Source organism: Pilimelia columellifera subsp. columellifera (assembly GCF_039532605.1).
GTDB lineage: Bacteria > Actinomycetota > Actinomycetes > Mycobacteriales > Micromonosporaceae > Pilimelia > Pilimelia columellifera.
Map to the genome: position 1 here is coordinate 1 of NZ_BAAARY010000033.1, position 13,533 is coordinate 13,533.

Consider the following 13,533-nt stretch of genomic DNA (forward strand, 5'->3'; position numbering starts at 1 on the left):
TACCGAGGTGTCGCGTCTCCATCTTGGACCCCGGACCACTCGGCGCGTCGCAGCCTACGTCACCCTCGGTGATCAAACAGTTGCCCGGAAAGGCTCAGTGGGTTGCGCGTCGCGTCCTTCGGCTTGCTGGCGGACCTGTTCGCGCAGGTGGTTGTGCATCCGGTTCAGGGCGCCGTCGGCGGTCCAGGTCTTGAGTTAGTGGTAGACGAGTTTGTGGTGCGGGAAGTGCGCGGGCAGCGCGTCCCATTGGCAGCCGGTCCGGTCGAGGTAGCGGATCGCGTCGGCGACGTCGCGGCGCGGGTAGATGATGGGGCGTCCGCGGCCGGTCCCGGCGGGCACGTGCGGGGCGAGGATCATTCATTCGGCGTCGCTGGTATCGGATGGATAGTGCCGGGACCGGGCGGTGGGCAGGTGATCAGCGAGGGTGGCCGGGGTGGTAGATGCGGCGGTCCCGGCGACAAGGTATACAGACACCGTTGGGCCTTCGATCGAGCTGCTGGTTAGTCACCTTTGCTCCTACCGAAGGCCCATCCTCATGTCCCGCCACCATGCCGAACACGAGCACGATCATCGATCTTTACCGTCACTGCCGACCACGCGAACCCCTTATTTACCAGGGTCTAAGACCTGTCAGGAGAGCCACTTCTGATAGTTGCCACCATTGCAGCGAAGTAGGTACACCTTGCGGGCGGTGTTGCTGTCCAAACAGAAGCCGGTCGCCAGGTGCCAGAGAGTGTTGGCGCCGGCGTATGTCCCATTCCATCTCTGATAGTCTCCGCCGTTACAGTATAGGGTGTATACCTGCCCTCCGCTGGTACTGTCCAAACACAATTTTGTGGCGACGTTCCATAGGAACATGTTACCTCGGGTGTCATCTCGAACTTCCCACTTCTGGAAGTTGCCGCCATTGCAAGCGTGGGTATAAACATTGCCATCACCGTTGCTGTCCAGGCATAAACCAGTCGCCGAGCTTTTGTACACTTTGTATTCCCGCAGCACACTGATCGGTGTAGCATGGGCGGGAATGGCAGGCAGCGTCGTCAGCGCCGTCACACCGGTGGCGAGCGCCGCCGCAATCATTGCTGTTTTCATAGTTTCAATTCCTTCCGGATACAGTGAGGGATTCCGAAACGGATGCTGGTGAGTTGCCGCTGAAGCAACATGACGGGGCCTTATAAGAAAGAGGAACGCTTCCGACATGCTTGCCACTGATGAGCGGGCCCATGGGTCGCTTTCGGATTGAGAGGAAGATTCAGGGTAGCCACTGAGCAATCTCTCGGGTACCGCCAGGCTAGGCCTGGTATTCAATCACCACCACACGGATTGCGGGTCGGCTACATCAGCCGCCAACTTGACGTGGCCGCTGATCCCGTAGCGCTTCCCTCCGGCAAGGATGAGAAGGGCTCATCGTGAAACTAAGGGTACACTAAACATAAACGAGCACATACCCGAGTCGATGCTGTATGTATAGGGCCTGCAAAAGGTCCTAACACGATCCTTGGGTTCAGCCGGTCGTAGCATCTGATTCATTAGCAACCTCGTGTTCTAACGCATTCATTTACCCGACCCTCTGTCGCGTCCCTGTTTAACCTCGTTAGCCGAGAATGCGTTTGACTGCAAGGTCTTGCACGTTAACCTCACCGATGGTGAGGTCCTGGTTGAGGACCCATGCCAGGCGTGAGTCGTTGCTGAATTCGATCGCTTGGCGGGGGCCTCTGAGTCCGGTGACCGTGCCCAATTCTGCTCCCGTATCGGGGTTAAGGGCGGTCAGCGTGTCATTGCCGAGGTTGCCGCTGAGCAATACCTTTTCGTTGGGTGCGAGAGCGGCGCCGTAGGGGCGGTGGCCGACCTTAATCTTGGTTTGGACGCCGGTGTCGGTGTCGATAATGGAAACGGTGTCGTCGCCGCTGTCGGCGGCGAACAGGCGGTCACCGTCACGGCTAACAGACAACCCGCGTACCTCGATGAACCTTCCAATTTGGCCGATCCGCTCGTTTGTCTTGGTGCTTACTTTCGCGATGTGCTGGGCACCGATGTCGGTCACATAGACGACGTTGTGTTTTGGGGCGATTTTGATGCCTTGCCGCGGTTGGACGAAGCCGGTGATAACGACCTTCGGTCGCCGTGTGGATGGATGGATCACTGTGACTATACCCGCGGCGTGGTTGGTGGCATACAGGTTTCCGCCCTCATCGGACTGGGCCGTGCCAAACACTCCCACGCCCAGCGGCAGCCGCTGTATGACTTTGTGAGTCTGCAACGATATTTGGTCCAGCACGCCGAGGGTGTCGTCGGACACGGAGATACTCCGGCCGTCTGGCTCGAATAGAATGTTTCGTGGGCTGGTGTAACCGCCGATTTCGGCGATGCGGTGGCCGTCCTTCAAGTCGATCACGCGCAGGACCTGGTGTTCGGAGCTGGTCACCACGGCGACGCTCTGATCGGGGCTGACGGCCATGCTGTTATTGCTGATTGATTTGGCGAACGGAGCGGGAATGTTGTTGACATAGCCGCTGTAGGCGCCGATTCCATAGGGCACCGTGTCTTCGCGGATGCGGTCGGTCGCGAACGAAGGTGTGTCAGCGAACGTCATCGCGCTCGGTAGCACCAGCGCGGCGGCGGCCAGACCTACTGCTATCCGGTGGGTCACTTCAAGTTGTTTCACTTGCTTTCTCCTCGGTGGAGACGGATGCGCGGACTGCCTAAGCCTGTCCGCCAGTCGCATCGCATCCCATCCCGCTGCCGGGCCGCTTTTGGTGGTGCTGGCGGTACCTTGCCGGCGCGGAGTTCCCGCGAGGCGCGCCACCATGCCCACCGTCGGACCAACAGGCGTAGAGGGTGGCGACGTGATCACTCACTCTTGGGGGTCCGGGAAGAAGGTCGATACTGTGCAGTTCGCCGGTGGCGCGGGGATAGCGGGCTACCGGGACCGCGTGTCGCCGAGGTAGCGCAGCACCGCGGTGACCCGCCGATCGGCGCGGTCGTGGGGAGGAAGGTCGAGCTTGACGAAGATGTTGCGGATGTGTTTGTGTACCGCACCTTCGGTCACGAACAGCCGTTCGGCGATCGCGGTGTTGCCCAGGCCTTCGGCCATCAGGGCTAGCACGTCTCGCTCCCGCGGACTCAGCCTAGCTAGCGTGCCGTCGGGCCGGCCCCGGACTAGCAGCTGCCTGACGACCTCTGGGTCGATGGCGGTGCCGCCACCGGCGACGCGGTGCAGCGCGATTAGGAACTCGTCGACTCGGCCCACCCGCTCCTTGAGCAAGTAACCCAGGCGGACGGCACCGGCGGCCAGTAGCTCGGTTGCGAAGGCCTGCTCAACGTACGCCGAGAGCACGAGGACGGCCAGGTCCGGCTGCCGCCGGCGCGCCTCGACGGCAGCGACGATACCCTCGTCGGTATGCGTCGGCGGCATCCGCACGTCCACGATGGCGGTGTCCGGCTGGTGGGCCTCCACGGCCGCCAGGAACTGCTCAGGTGAGTTGGCGGTGGCCACGACGTCCAGCGACTCGGCCCGCAGCAGCAGCGCCAGCCCCTCCCGCAGCAGCGGGTCATCCTCGGCGATCACGATCCGCATGGCAACTCCACCCTTACACTAGTCGGCCCGCCCCCGGGACTGGTCACAGACAGGGTCCCGTCGTACGCCTCGACCCGGCGACGGATTCCCGTCAGCCCGGATCCGCGGGCTTCGTCGGCACCGCCGAGCCCGTCGTCGTGAACACACAGCCGCAGCCGGTCGCCGTCACGCCGGACAGTCACCGTGGCCAGTGCCGCTCCGCTGTGGCGGGTCACGTTCGTGAGCGCCTCGGCCACGATGAAGTAGGCAGTAGCCTCGACGGAGGCGGCGCATCGCCCGGGCAGGTCCACGTCGAGCTGGCACGGAACGGGGCAGCTGCTGGTGAGGCCGTTTAGGGCGCCGATTAGGCCCCGGTCGGCCAGGACGGGCGGGAGGATGCCACGCACGATGCTGCGCAACTCGGCCAGCGCCTGCTCGGCGGCGTCCTGGGCGCGGCCCAGCGCGGAGTCGGCGGTGGCCGGGTCTCGGCTCAGCGCCTGGCGGGCCGCCCCGAGTAGCACGGTGACAGCGACCATACGGTTCTGCGTGCCGTCGTGCAGGGACCGTTCGATGCGTCGCAACTCGGCGGCGTGCGCGTCGAGCGCGGCGGCTCGGGTGGCGGTCAGCTGGACGACCCGGACGGACAGGTCGGCGTCACCGGGCGGCGTGAGCAGCCTGTGCCCTGCCCAGGCCTGAATTCGGGCCAGCACGGGACCGACCCCGATCACCACCGCCACCCAGCCGACGCCGAGAAGTCCCACGGCCAAGGCGTCGGCCAGACCATCGATGCGCCAGAACACCAGGCCAGGACCACCAGCCTCGGGTGAGATCAGCCGGTACCAGAGCGGAAAGGTAAGGCTCTGCGCGGCGTGCAGTGGCAAAGTCAGCCCGACGACGCCGATGCCTAGGCCGAAAGTGCCGTGCACCGCCACCCAGGCGAACTCGCGCCGGACACCGGTGTCCCGCACCGCCGCGTTCAACGAGCCAGGCGGCGGAACCGGCGCGATGATTTCCGGGCCCCACCGGGCCAACCGGATCCGCTCCCGGTCCGCGACGGCCCGGGTCACTAGGACCACCGACGGTGCCAGCAGCAGACCCGCGCCCAGGACGCAGGCCATGGCCACCACCAAACCGTAGAACAGAGCAGCAAGCGCCAGCAGCGACGTGGCCAGGCCCCCGACAAGGTGTTCCAGGGCGTCGACGGAGGCGCGAACCCGGTCCAGCAAATAGGCCCGCACCGCGCCCGTGCGGTCGCCCTCCATCGCCACCTCTCGACCAGTGCAAGGGCCTCAACGCCCAGATGGACGGGAATCGGGCGCGAGCGAAGTACAGCCTGCGCTACCACCGGTGACGTGCTGGCGGGAACGCCTTGGCCACAACCAGCTCATAGTGTCATGGACATGAGCGAACTATTAGGACCGGGCCGTCGTCCCTGCTTACCCTGAGCGCAGGCCAATGCATTGGTCGCAAGCCAACTCCGCGCCAACGCGCCTTCCCGTTACGTCCGTGAACATCCTCACCTGTTGATCCACCATATCGAAGATCAACGGTGAGCACCGACCAGCGAGGTTTTGCAGGCCACATTCGACAGTATGGAGGCCTGATGCGCACCAGCCTCAAGGCCGCCGCGGCGGCCGTCGTAGCCGGCGCCGCAGCCATGCAGGTCGTCACCACCGGAGCCGCTCAGGCGGAGCGGAAGGACTGCTCCGACCGCTACGTCTGCCTCTGGGGCGACAGCAACTACGCCGGCCGGTGCCGGTTCCAGCCGGAACACAACCTGTTCGTCTCGAACATCGGCTCCGCCAGAACGACCTGACCACGTCGATCTGGAACCGGACCGGGCGCAAGGTCTGCTTCTACAACGACACCAACCACCAGCGCCAGCTCCTCAGCCTCGACGCCGGAGGTTCAACCGCCAACGTCGGCTCGGCCGCCAACGACCGGATCAGCTCCTTCCAACCGTTCTGACCGCACCGGTCCAGATGACGGCCGGCCGGGGAGTGTCCGATGAAGGGCGTGACCGGCTTGGCCTGACCCGCCCCGCCGTTGTGGTGGGGTAGAGATGGTCAAGCAATGGAAGACATCATCGACGGCATCTCGAAGCCTGTGGATGCCAAGTCTCTCGCCGAGCAGTTGCCGTCGCGGAGATGTCAGGGGTTTGGGGTCGGGTACGGCGGTGATCTTGCGGCTTGGTCTCGCGGCCGGCCTCGACGTCTACCATCGTCTTGGTGACCACTCCTGTGGAGCGATCTTCCGATGTCCAGACCGCCCACGTCGGGGCGCAGCAGGCTCTGCGGCTGCTGTTCGGGGTGCCGGTCGGGCTCGACGTAGCTGTTAAGGGGCTGCGCCGGGGCGGTGGTGTCTACGGCTGGTGGGCTGCTGCGTCGGTCTTTCCTGACCTGCCCGGGCCGCCGAATCCACAGGATTCGTCGCTGCGGCTGCTGTATGTGGGTCGGGCGACCAGTCTGCGGGGCCGGGTCATGCGTAACCACCTACGGCGGTCGGGTCAGTCGACTTTGCGTCGTACGCTGGCCGGGCTTCTGGTGTCCGAGGGCTATCGGACGGCCTGGACCAATCGGGTGGTCCTGGTCGCGCAGGACGAGGTGCGGTTGACGGCGTGGATGCACGCGCACCTACGGCTGACCTGGGCTGAGGATCCCGAACCGGTCACCATCGAGGCCGAACTCGTCCGGCGCCTGCACCCGCCGCTGAACGTGCACGGCGTCGATCCCGAACACCTGCAAGCGGCTGTCGTCGCCGCCAAGCACGCCTACAACACCGCAAGCGGTCCCGCCGAGTCGTCCCCGGCATCGGAGCCCGAGGTGGCCCCGGGCGGGCGGGCACTGACGCCCGGGGTCTGTTGCGTGAGGTATTCGACCGGGGTGGTCGCGGTGATGTCCGTGGTGGTCGAGCGGATTGCGCGGTCCCGCGGTCCGGGCGGGGCCAGCGCTCGGCCGGCGAAATCGCCCTGAGGTGAGGACGAGCCTGCCGACGCCCTGGTCGATGGCACCGCCGGAAGTTGGCGGTCGACTCGAACCGCTCATCGCCCTACCTCTACTCGGCCGACTCACCGATCGAGTCGTCGCCCGTGGGCTCCCACGGGAACGGCCAGGCTGACCCGGGTCCCTCGCCTGCTGATGACCCGACACCGCCACACCCAGCGGGGGTGGCCGTACGCTGAAGTGAAATGCATCAGGAAACGCCCTGCGGTGTAGCCCCACCGAACGGGTGAGCAATCCGTCGTCCGGTACTCACAGTGACGAAGCTTTGAGTAGTCGCCGTGTCGCCTTGGGTGTGTTCCGTCGGGGGAGCAGCACAGGAGCAGTAAGCGGCCCACAGTGGATAGACAACGCAGGCCGTGGACTGCGTTTCCGCAGGTCACGGCCTTGATCATTGTGCGCCCGAAGGGACTCGAACCCCTAACCTTCTGATCCGTAGTCAGATGCTCTATCCATTGAGCTACGGGCGCAGGTGCTGGACCAGCATACACACCGGTTCCGAGCGCGGAGACTCCGGGATTCGAACCCGGGAGAGGCGGTTAACCTCAACCGCATTAGCAGTGCGGCGCCATAGACCAGACTAGGCGAAGTCTCCTCGGCGGTCGTAGACCACCGCGACACGAGGATACAGGTGCGTCTGGGTCGGGGCAAAGCGGTACCGACCTCGCCCCCGTCATCACACCAGCCCAGCGCACCCGGACTGTGGTCGCACAGCCTGTGCGATGGTCGGATCCCTGATACGCGACGCTGACTGAGCGTGGACTTTGTGTTCACCGAACGCATGTCAGAGCCCGCGACCGCTCTCCGCTCGTCGTGGAGCCGCCGGCGTCGTCCGAGACTGTTCAGGGGTAGGGGAGGCTCATGAGTGACCTGGCCCGGTTGCTGAAGGAGAGCTGGACGCTGGTCGAGGACCGGCAGGACAAGCTGGCCGGCTACTTCTACGCCAGGCTGTTCCTGTCTCATCCGAAGCTGCGGGACATGTTTCCGGTGCACATGGATGTGCAGCGAAGCCGCCTCCTGGCGGCGGTCGTCCGGGCGGTGCAGACGCTGGAGGACCCGGACCAGTTCGATGCCTATCTGCGCGGGCTGGGGCGCGACCACCGCAAGTTCGGCGTCGTCAAGGAGCACTTCGACGCGGTCGGGGCGGCGCTGGTAGGGGCGTTGCGTGAGTTCGCCGGCGAAAACTGGTGCTGGGAGTACGAGCAGGCATGGCAGGACGCCTACACGGTGATCGCCGGCAAGATGCAAGCGGCGGCTGAGACGGACACCAATCCGCCCTTCTGGCGGGCGAAGGTCGTCCGGCATGAGCGGGTCGGTCAGGACATCGCCGTCTTCACTGTCCGGCCAGAGGCGCCGATCAGTTACCGACCCGGGCAGTACGTCAGCGTCGAGTCGGGGCACCGGCCTAGGTTGTGGCGGCCTTACTCGATCGCGAACGCTCCCCGGGAGGACCACACGCTGGACTTTCACGTCCGGGCGGTGAACTCCGGCTGGGTGTCGGGGGCGCTGGTGCGGAAGCTGGCTGTGGGCGACGAGCTGCGCCTGGCCGCGCCGATGGGGATGATGGCGCTCGACCGCCGGTCAGCGCGTGACATCGTCTGCGTCGCTGGCGGGACCGGTCTCGCGCCAATCCGGGCGTTGGTCGACGAGCTGATCCGGTACAACCGCACCCGTTGGGTTCATGTGTTCGTCGGCGCCCGCACCCGGGACGATCTTTATCTGTTGGACGACCTGCGCCTCCTAGCGTCGCGCTATCCGTGGTTGTCGGTGATCCCGGCGTGCAGCGATGATCCGGAGTTCGGCGGGGAGACCGGCCTGGTGGATGAGGTCGTCGCCCGCTATGGCCCGTGGGCCGAGCATGACTTCTTCGTATCCGGGTCGCCCAACATGGTGCGATCGACGATTCGCACTCTGACCGAGTTACGGGTGCCGTCCACGCGGATCCGTTATGACGCGTTCGGCGATCTGTGAGCCTGTCCCGGACCTTCGGCGCGGAAGCGCCATGCCAACCGGTATCTGGCTGCCAAGGGTGGTTGCTCGGTCGCCCACTCGTAACGGACCCGCCCGCCGAGTTCGTGGCACTGGGGCGGTGTCCGCAGCGGGTGGTCGTCAGCCGAGTGGGAGGTTTCGGTGCCCCACAGGTGCGGCCGTAGGGCCGCTGGAAGATCGACGGTGATACGCAGCCGCCGGGTGGGTAACCGGACCGCCCGCTGGAACCATCTACCCCACTTGTGGTCGCTGATCTGAAACGAGTAGTCGAGCGTGGTGGTGGCCGCCGGGTACAGCGGGAACCTGCCGTTCTCGTTCTCGAACAACAGCCATATCTCTTTGACGGAGTCCCGGTCACATTTGGCCCGCAGGCGCATCGGCTCGGCGCCGCCGGCGGGACCGCAGCGGGCGTTCAGGTTCAACTCGGCGAGCGTCAGCGGGTGTTGCCGGTGGTGGGTCTGCGATGCGGCCGGGTCGTCGGGGTAGCGGTCGACGGCGATGCGCGCGAGGTACCTGTTGACGGGCTCGTCGCCGGTGTTCGCCAGCACTCGCCGGACCAGACAGTGGTAGCTGTGGTCGTGGTAGCTGAGCATGGCGTGCTCCTCCACGACGACGAGGCCGGTGACCGCTGGAAGCCACCGGGCCGGTAGCCGCTCGGTGGCCTGGCTCCGGGGCCGGTGGTGGACACCCGCCCCGGGTGTTGGATGTCGCAGCCTGTCGTAGCGCTCCCACCGCCGCCGGATGGCGCCGTCAGCGCTGAGTGTGGCGTCGGCGCGGCTGGCGAAATCCTCGGTGGGGCGGTGGCGGCCGTTCTCGACGTGGCTGATGTAGGACGGGTCGAACCCCATCCGCGCCGCCAGCTGTTTCTTGGTGAGTCCGCGAAGTCGGCGCCAGTGACCGACCTGCGTCGCGAACTCGGCAGCCGCGAGCGCGAGGTCTGGGGGGGTCTGGGCCGTCCGAAGCGTGGGGTTTGACCAGCGTGTCGGTGCGCGCTGCGAGGGCGCTGCGTGAGGTGGCTCAGTGAGCGGGTCGTCTGACCGCGGGGGTTCCTGGAGCGGGTCCATGAGCTTCCTTGGCCGGGATCCTCAGTCTTCCGGCATCGCACGCGATCTAAGGGGTAAGTGATGGGTTGCCGACAGAAGTATTGACAAAGGCGGCGGGGGCAAGTTCTCGTGATCAGGTTGGTTAGGCTAGCCTTAAATGCGTACCGTGACGCACGGGCGGGCCTTGTCCTCACCGCCGGTCGCGGCGCCCATCGCCACGCCGGTCGTTCTGCCAGCCGACACGCCCACGAAGGGAGCCTGATGAACGCGGCTCCCTCGCGCCTTGGCAACACACCGAGCGTCACCGACGCGGACGAGCGTCTGCCCGTTCCGCCGCGTGGCCATGGCGGGAGCGTCCGCGGCGCCGCACCGGCGTCGAACATCGCGGACGCCAACACGGTGGGGCCGTTCACCTCGGCCGCTGTCGAAGCGATCGCCCGGACGCTCGCCGGCGGCCCACTCGCCCCGGCGGTCGAAGCGTTCGCTACGGTCGGCGCGAACCGGCCGTTGTCCGGCATGGCGCCAGGGCTTGTCGTCGAACGACCCGCCGAATGGGTCGCGGCGACGGCTCTCATCGACGGCTCCCACCTCACCGACCTGCTCGACGCCGCCCACCGCCGTTGGGATGCCAGTCCGCACGCTGCCGCGGCGCTCGCCTGGAAGGCGTACACGTACTGGCTGGCCCTGCCGGCCGTGCTGGGTTGGGGAGTGGCGCGGCGGGTGCCGTTGCTGATCCCCGAAGACGTCCTCGTGCACATCGACAGCCATCGTCCGCTGGTCCGCGTGGGGCTGCGGCCGGGCTTCCGTACCGCCGTCCTCCCGAACGATCCGCTCGTCACGGCCGGGTCAGACGCACGGATCATGGTCGTCCCGGACGAGGCGGCGTTGTTGACCACGCTTCGTCACAGCCTCTACGACGCGCACCTCGCCCCGCTGCTGGGGCAGATCCGCGGCATGGTTCGGCTCAGCGCGCGCACTTTGCTCGGTTCCTTGGCTTCCGGCGTCGCCTACGGGGTCATCGACGCGGCCGACGCGCTGCCGGGCTCAGTTCACGAGATCGCCGACCCGCTGCTGCGAGCCCTGGGCGTGGCCGATCTCGTCGATATCAACACCGGGCCGGACGGGACGTGGAACGTCCAACGTCGGACCTGCTGCCTGGCCTTCACCCTGCCCGAGCCGAAAATCTGCTCGGGCTGCTGCCTGCGTCCCGCCCCATAGCTCGGCCGCGGCACGGCCAGCGGTCGCTTATCTCCCAGGCCGGGAGCGGCCGGCTGGCTCGGGCGACCCAGCCAAGGAGTCACCCCGACAAGCGGCACATTCAAGGTCTGCTCAAGGAAGCGAACGAGTCCTTCAGGTTCTGCCCAAGCTCCGGCCGCGAGTCTGGACGCAGTAACGGCATCCGTCCGATCAGCGACAAGGACGGGGCCAATCGTTCCTGGGGGAAATGCCATGTCTTGTTTCGACGCCATGTCTTGCTTCGTCCATGTTGCCGACAACCGCAGTAACCGTTGGGCCGGCCCGAGCTGAAGGCGCGCCACGACGCCCTTGGCCGCAGGCCACGGCGGAATGAGGCCTGTCCCACGCGCCCTGTGGCGGATGTAGACGCTGGCGTGGGGCGGCCGCCGTGGGGCGCTGTCGACGGACGAGGCCGAGCCGGCCCGCATCGGTCAAAAAAGTTTCCAGACCCGGGAACCGCAGCCGGTTCACGCGCGTCTCATCGCCATATGACGGGTTGCCCGAGTGGTTAGGGAACCGCCTGCAAAGCGGTCTACGTCGGTTCGAATCCGGCACCTGTCTCCAAGTTCCGTCGGCTGTGTTCGCCATGGCCCGCGTGGTGTCTCATGTACACCGCAGACGGCCTCTGAGCGCTCGGCTACTGTCGAGTTCGGGTTAGGACCGGGCTGGCCCCAGGTGGGCGCGTTGCCCGTCGGGGTCCAGGATGCACAGGATCTCGGCCGCACCGTCGTGGGCGCCGAAGGCGTGCGGCGCCATCGTGGAGAACTCGGCGGCTTCGCCCGGCTGGACCAGGATCGTGCGATCGCCGAGGCGTAGCACCACGGTCCCGGACAGCACGGTGAACCAGTCGCGGCCGGGGTGCACCCGCAGTTCGTCGGGGACAGGGCAAGTGATGCGAAGCTTGGCGACCGTCACGCCGTGCCGGGGGCCTTCGCGGGACAGTAACCAGGTGGTGACGCCGTGGACATTGTCGCCGTGCGGGCGGATGACCACGTCGTCGTCGACGCCGGAGCCGACCAAGTGATCGAGGGTGGTTCCCAGCGCTCGGGCAATCGACACTAGTTGATCTAACGCGATCCGCCGGTGACCGGTCTCGATCCGGCTCAGTGTCGAGGGGCTCAGGCGACAGCGAGCGGCCAGGTCGTCAAGGGACCAGCCGCGGGCCACCCGTAGTCCCCGGATCCGCTGCCGGACCAGGGCGTCCAACTCCATATCTTGCGCCATCCGCAAGATGCTATGTCCCTGACGCAAGATGGGGGTAGCGTCGGCCCATGGCACATGCTGACCTCGGGGAAATGCTCGACCTCGACGCCGACGTTCTTCATGAGTTCCACCGCGAGATGGTCACCTGGGTTGGCTCGTTGACCCCCGACCGGCCGCGCATCGTCGACCTGGGCGCCGGCACCGGCGCCGGCGCCCTCGCTCTGGCCCGGCATCTGCCGCACGCCGAGGTGGTCGCGGTGGACGTCTCAGCCGACATGTTGCAGCAATTGCGACACAGGGCACACGCGACTGGCGCCGTAGACCGGATCCGAACCGTGCAGGCAGACCTGGACCAGACCTGGCCGCGGCTTGGCCCCGCAGACCTGGTGTGGGCGTCGGGCTCGCTGCACCACCTTGCTGACCCCGCCCGCAGCCTGACCCAGGCGTTCGCGATCCTCCGTCCTGGTGGCGCCGTCCTTATAACCGAATTTGACTCGTTCCCCCGATTCCTGCCTGACCCCGCCGGAACCGCGCTGGAGGAGCGCTGCCACACCGCACTCGCCGACCTCCGCGCCGAAGCCGGGTTGCACATGAGTGAGGACTGGGGCGCCCACCTGCGCGAGGCCGGCTTCACCGTGGAGGCCGAACGCCGGTTCGACATCGCCCTGCGGGCGCCGCTGCCCGACGCGGCCGGCCGCTACGCCCAGGTCTGCCTGCAGCGCATGCGGCACGGTCTCGAAGGCTGTCTGCGCGCCAACGACCTCGCCGCCCTGGACGCGCTCGCGGCCGGCGCCCCGAGCCGCGACGACCTCATCGTCCGGACCACCCGCACGGTATGGGTGGCGCGGCGCCCAGAGACAGGCTGCCCCGGTGAACACGCTGCGCCTGCCCGCACCTCGTAGTAGTCAGCTAGCGGTAGGAACAGATTCACCGGCGATGCCCCTGAGCGCTCTCGTGCAGCTCAGGGGCGTTCGGGTGGCGGAGGGTGTGGGATTCGAACCCACGAAGAGGTTGCCCCCTTACCGGTTTTCAAGACGGGCGACGGCCACGCTGTGACCTGCAAGGGTGCTGGGACGGAGCAAGATTTTGCCGGTGATTTGCCGGCGGATCGATCCGTTCGTCAAGCGGAGGCAACTGCCTCAGACATACCAGGACATTTTATGGGGACTGGATCTGAAACGACGATCTCTTGGCCCCCAGCATCGTCCGCAAGGTCGGGCGATCGCGACCGTTGCCCAACCCGCAGCTCACGGGTTCGGCAGGGGTTGGTCTGCGTTGCGCTCTAGTGTCACTCTCGGCGGACTCTTCTCCCGGCCTTCTCAGGTTTTGGGCATCGGCAACACTGGGCACCGGCCCAGGCTTATGGCGGAGCGACATTCTCGTCCTCCAACAGGTCGAGGATGACCATTGAGGTGATCTCAGCAAGGGCGTGATCGTCGGCGGGGACGACACGGGCACCTCGTCCATAACGGACGGTGTTGGAGAGGGCGCGGGGCCCTCGGTAGAC

12 protein-coding genes and 3 tRNA genes are annotated in these 13,533 nt (G+C 66.3%); 6 read left to right on the forward strand and 9 right to left on the reverse strand.

Annotated elements, in window-relative coordinates; genetic code table 11:
• Positions 1-195: 195 nt before the first annotated feature.
• From ABD287_RS17420 to ABD287_RS17440, 5 genes are all read right to left on the reverse strand, one after another.
• Positions 196-357: a transposase gene (locus ABD287_RS17420; protein WP_344174452.1), complete on the reverse strand. Its 162-nt coding sequence runs from the start codon at positions 355-357 to the stop codon at positions 196-198.
• A 273-nt stretch (positions 358-630) separates the two neighbouring features.
• Positions 631-1,092: an RICIN domain-containing protein gene (locus tag ABD287_RS17425; protein WP_344174454.1), complete on the reverse strand. Its 462-nt coding sequence runs from the start codon at positions 1,090-1,092 to the stop codon at positions 631-633.
• A 502-nt stretch (positions 1,093-1,594) separates the two neighbouring features.
• Complete coding sequence (locus tag ABD287_RS17430; RefSeq protein WP_344174456.1) at positions 1,595-2,665, reverse strand: YVTN family beta-propeller repeat protein; 1,071 nt, start codon at positions 2,663-2,665, stop codon at positions 1,595-1,597.
• A gap of 255 nt (positions 2,666-2,920) precedes the next feature.
• The gene (locus tag ABD287_RS17435) at positions 2,921-3,577 is read right to left on the reverse strand and encodes a response regulator (protein ID WP_344174459.1); all 657 of its coding nucleotides are present in this window, start codon (positions 3,575-3,577) and stop codon (positions 2,921-2,923) included.
• Positions 3,565-4,818: a sensor histidine kinase gene (locus ABD287_RS17440; RefSeq protein WP_344174461.1), complete on the reverse strand. Its 1,254-nt coding sequence runs from the start codon at positions 4,816-4,818 to the stop codon at positions 3,565-3,567. The genes ABD287_RS17435 and ABD287_RS17440 overlap by 13 nt, the downstream gene beginning before the upstream one ends.
• 341 nt (positions 4,819-5,159) lie before the next feature.
• On the opposite strand from ABD287_RS17440, the gene ABD287_RS17445 reads away from it, so the two are divergent.
• Together ABD287_RS17445 and ABD287_RS17450 are read left to right on the forward strand one after the other, a co-directional pair.
• Positions 5,160-5,372, forward strand: a complete 213-nt coding sequence (locus tag ABD287_RS17445; protein WP_344174463.1) for a peptidase inhibitor family I36 protein — start codon at positions 5,160-5,162, stop codon at positions 5,370-5,372.
• Positions 5,373-5,784: 412 nt separating this feature from the next.
• Entirely contained in the window at positions 5,785-6,528 is a 744-nt protein-coding gene (locus ABD287_RS17450) for a GIY-YIG nuclease family protein (protein ID WP_344174465.1), read from the forward strand.
• A gap of 424 nt (positions 6,529-6,952) precedes the next feature.
• On the opposite strand, the gene ABD287_RS17455 is transcribed toward ABD287_RS17450, so the two are convergent.
• Both ABD287_RS17455 and ABD287_RS17460 read right to left on the reverse strand, forming a co-directional pair.
• Positions 6,953-7,025: transfer RNA gene (locus ABD287_RS17455), tRNA-Arg, on the reverse strand.
• A 35-nt stretch (positions 7,026-7,060) separates the two neighbouring features.
• A tRNA-Ser gene (locus ABD287_RS17460) sits at positions 7,061-7,150 on the reverse strand.
• A gap of 266 nt (positions 7,151-7,416) precedes the next feature.
• Here ABD287_RS17460 and ABD287_RS17465 point away from each other — a divergent pair.
• Positions 7,417-8,526, forward strand: coding sequence for a globin domain-containing protein (locus ABD287_RS17465; RefSeq protein ID WP_344174467.1), 1,110 nt, complete (start codon positions 7,417-7,419; stop codon positions 8,524-8,526).
• On the opposite strand, the gene ABD287_RS17470 is transcribed toward ABD287_RS17465, so the two are convergent.
• Positions 8,502-9,608 carry a helix-turn-helix domain-containing protein gene (locus ABD287_RS17470; protein WP_344174469.1) on the reverse strand — a complete coding sequence of 369 codons (1,107 nt, stop codon included), beginning with the start codon at positions 9,606-9,608 and terminating at the stop codon, positions 8,502-8,504. The genes ABD287_RS17465 and ABD287_RS17470 overlap by 25 nt on opposite strands.
• Positions 9,609-10,019: 411 nt before the next feature.
• Here ABD287_RS17470 and ABD287_RS17475 point away from each other — a divergent pair, with 411 nt between their 5' ends.
• Together ABD287_RS17475 and ABD287_RS17480 are read left to right on the forward strand one after the other, a co-directional pair.
• Positions 10,020-10,805 (forward strand): hypothetical protein, encoded by a 786-nt coding sequence (locus ABD287_RS17475; protein WP_425565660.1) that lies wholly within the window; start codon positions 10,020-10,022, stop codon positions 10,803-10,805.
• 508 nt (positions 10,806-11,313) lie between these two features.
• A tRNA-Cys gene (locus tag ABD287_RS17480) sits at positions 11,314-11,387 on the forward strand.
• 90 nt (positions 11,388-11,477) lie between these two features.
• Here ABD287_RS17480 and ABD287_RS17485 read toward each other — a convergent pair.
• Complete coding sequence (locus ABD287_RS17485; RefSeq protein ID WP_344174472.1) at positions 11,478-12,047, reverse strand: helix-turn-helix domain-containing protein; 570 nt, start codon at positions 12,045-12,047, stop codon at positions 11,478-11,480.
• A gap of 47 nt (positions 12,048-12,094) precedes the next feature.
• On the opposite strand from ABD287_RS17485, the gene ABD287_RS17490 reads away from it, so the two are divergent.
• A complete protein-coding gene (locus ABD287_RS17490) occupies positions 12,095-12,928 on the forward strand; it encodes a methyltransferase domain-containing protein (RefSeq protein WP_344174474.1) in 834 nt (277 codons plus the stop codon).
• Positions 12,929-13,533: the final 605 nt, after the last annotated feature.